Source organism: Oleiphilus sp. HI0080, assembly GCF_001635135.1.
In genome coordinates this window covers 1-2197 of sequence record NZ_LWFU01000593.1, presented here as the reverse complement: position 1 = coordinate 2197, position 2197 = coordinate 1, and the positions used below count along the sequence as shown (strand labels likewise).

The 2197-nt window shown below is 45.8% G+C and carries 1 protein-coding gene and 1 pseudogene; both read left to right on the top strand.

Going from position 1 to position 2197, the window contains the following annotated elements; translation table 11 throughout:
* The coding region (locus A3751_RS13030; RefSeq protein ID WP_231876892.1) for a GTPase at positions 1–1575 on the top strand (1575 nt) is incomplete at its 5' end.
* Between the two features lie 21 nt (positions 1576–1596).
* Positions 1597–2197, top strand: a pseudogene (locus A3751_RS13025) (response regulator); the annotation flags it as partial.

Below are 2197 nucleotides of genomic sequence, written 5' to 3'. Positions count from 1 at the left end.
TTCGCCTGCACCGAACTCTCAAAACACTTCTTAAACGGGTCTATTACTCCTCAGGAAAAACAGCGTAAGGTGATTAATCTCGTTACGAGCCTCCACCTTGCCCTGACTACGGGATACAAAATCGTTTTAGTAGAGACGGTTCCAGAGCTTGGTACAGAATTGGCGCGTAAAAACTTTGCTGGTGCCGCGCATCGAGTTATTACCGAATTAGGCAAGATTCTTCTTCTCAGTTCAAAGCTCTACGTGTACATACCGAAAAACGCGTGGAAAGATATGAACGAAGTCTATCGTTTTAGTGACGATCTTGGCTTAATGAAATATCTCGTTCTCGACGAGGAAAACGAATTCGTAAAAGAAACATCTATCCGAAGAGCCTACAAGCGCAACCTGCTTCTTGCATGTAGTCGTACCAATCAGCTGCGGCAACGGGAGATTGACAACGCATGGAGCGTCTACGAACTATGGTCAGATTATGTTGAACTTGGAAGAAAATACCTGCCTTCGGCTGTATTCTGCGTAAATCTATCCGATGACCGCCCCCCAAAACATAAAAGCCTTGTACATGAAGATCTAGATGAATATTTTCATGGCTTTGACACGGTCGAACTTATAACCCGCATTACTTCTCACATAAGCGCGTCGTCCAAAACAAATAGCAGCGATGTAAAGCATCTAGAAATGCCGGTACATCTATCAAATTCGTTGTTGCAGCACTTACACCATTCTCTTGGCATTTTGACAAAGCGAACCTTTAAACGTATCGCAAGTAGCGGCAAGTTAGATGTCGCGGTTGGCCTAAGCGGGATTCATTTTTACACATCAGGAAAAACGGCCTTTCAGCCTCATCTCTTTGGCATAGAACCGATTGATTTAGACCAAGAAAATGAGCGCAAAGGTCACAAATCATTTAATGATCCTTGGGCAAATGCATTTGATGCTGCAAGCGTCGATAGCGCAAAATCGCTAAAGAGTGAATCGGTCATCGATTACACTAACCATCCTGAGAGCGCTGAGAAAGACTTTCCAGTGCACTCAACCGCACTGATAAATACAAGCCCTGGGGGTTACTGCATTCAGTGGCCAGGCAACGTGCCGAAAAACGTTCAGGCAGGGGAATTACTTTGTGTGCGTGAAACCCCTGAGAAATCATGGAGTATTGCCGTCATTCGCTGGATGCGTCATTCAAAACAACAAGGCACTCAAATTGGCATCGAACTTCTTGCTCCAAGAGCGAGGCCGTGTGCCGTGCAACAGCTGAACAAAACTGGCAAACACAGCGAGTTTTTAAGAGGCTTATTGCTACCGGAATTAAGTAGCATCGGACAGCCAAGTACGCTTGTGACGCCTAGAATGCCGTTTAAAGAGGGCAACAAAGTGCTGCTCCGCTTTAGTGGTGTAGAGTCGAAATGCATACTCTCCAGCACCGTTGCAGAAACAGGTAGTTTCAGCCAATTCGTCCTTAGCACAACGCATATGCTCGACTCAAAGTCTCCCGAATTCGAAGAGACCGAAATCGTGCGAGGAGACGAGTTAAATATTGAAGATGAGTTCGACTCTCTTTGGCCAAGTTTGTAGTTCAAGTGGTTTAGAAAAAAAATGACAAAAAGCACAGAGACCCTCTTCCTATTAGTTTTGGAAGACTCCCAAAATGATGCAGAGAAACTCGTCAGCCTGCTTCGCAATGCCGGTTTAGCTACGCGCGCCAAACTTGTTAGCGACGAAGAAGAGCTAGACGAAGCTCTTTCTAGCGGAAACTGGGATCTGTTTGTTGCTCGAGAATCCGTCGCGGATTTCGACTTAAGCCAAGCCTGCACCTTGATAAAAAAGAACGATCTATACGTGCCACTGATCGTCATTAGCGAAGAGTATGATGAAACCAAAGTGACCGACTTAATGAAAGCCGGCGCACATGACGTTGTTTCAAGCAATCAAGATAAACATTTAGTCGAGGTTGTTAAGCGCGAGATTCAGCACGTTCGAGATCTAAAGCGATTGCGCCGTATCGAAGTTGAAATTCGCGATGTCGAGCACCGCTGTGAGCTACTGCTAGATAGTTCCAAAGACGCGATCGCATACGTCAACGAAGGCATGCACATCTACGCCAACACCTCTTACCTTGAATTTTTGGGTTATGACGACATCGACGAAATGATCTGCATCCCGATCATGGACACACTTGACGCCGCCTCCCAAGAAA